Raw genomic sequence first — 1,066 nt, 5'->3', positions numbered from 1 at the left:
CGGCATCCAGCAAACCGACCAGATCCGCAAGCAACGCTTGCATAAAGGCCGCATCGCGGTGCGGCTTGTTCAACATTAGAACCTTGAGCAATACATGGCTGTGATGTGCAGTTTCCGCAGGGTATGCCCGCCCTTTACAAGCGCCGGCCCCACCATCATGGCGCAGGATTAACGCCTCGATCTCGGCCAGAAGATTGGGCACATCCAGCGAGATATCAGATGAATATTTTAAATCAGCTTGCGGCATCAGGCTTCTCCCTCAACGGCCTGAATGAGCGCGGCCATATCCGCTGGCAACTCCGCTTCAAAGCGCAGCATCTCTCCGCTGACAGGGTGCTCAAAGCCAAGGCTCGCAGCATGAAGCGCCTGACGATCAAAACCTTTCACAGCAGCACCCGCCCCAGCGCCAAACGCCTTCTCGCTCAGCTTGCGGCGCCCGCCATAAACAGGGTCGCCGACAAGCCCGTGCCCCGCATGAGCCATATGCACACGAATCTGATGCGTCCGTCCCGTCTCAAGCCAGCAATCCACAAGCGAAAGACATTCAGGTGTGCCAAAGCTTGCCACAATGCGCGCGCGCGTCACCGCATGACGGCCACCGTCAAAGAAAACAGCCTGCCGTTGGCGGTCGTGCTTATGACGCGCGAGCTGGGTCTGGATTTTCATCACCCCCCCCTGCTCAAAGCTCACACCCTTTGTGCCGCGCAGACGCGGATCAGAAGCATCAGGAACTCCGTAAACAAGAGCGCGGTAATGTCGCTCGACAGTGTGTTTTTCAAATTGCGCTGCAAGCCCGTGGTGCGCGACATCCGACTTTGCCACAACAAGAAGCCCGCTTGTGTCTTTATCGATTCGGTGCACGATCCCAGGCCGCGCGACTCCGCCAACGCCACTCAAAGACGCCCCGCAATGATACATCAGAGCATTTACAAGCGTGCCATCAGGTGTACCAGGCGCGGGATGCACAACCATACCTGCTGGCTTATTGATCACAATAAGCGCATCGTCTTCATAGACGACCTCAAGCGCTATCTCTTGCGGCAAGATGTGGCTCTCGGTCGCCGCT

At 57.3% G+C, this 1,066-nt stretch carries 2 protein-coding genes; both read right to left on the bottom strand.

Annotated elements, in window-relative coordinates; all coding sequences use genetic code 11:
• Positions 1-247 (bottom strand): hypothetical protein (locus ACTF58_RS13525; protein WP_438992487.1); only part of this gene is annotated, 247 nt, incomplete at its 3' end.
• The coding region (locus ACTF58_RS13520; protein ID WP_438992486.1) for an RluA family pseudouridine synthase at positions 247-1,066 on the bottom strand (820 nt) is incomplete at its 5' end. The genes ACTF58_RS13525 and ACTF58_RS13520, both read right to left, overlap by 1 nt.

This window comes from Lentibacter sp. (assembly GCF_965657785.1).
GTDB lineage: Bacteria > Pseudomonadota > Alphaproteobacteria > Rhodobacterales > Rhodobacteraceae > Lentibacter.
Note: the sequence above shows the minus strand (reverse complement) of the source record. Positions and strands in the feature narration are given on the sequence as shown.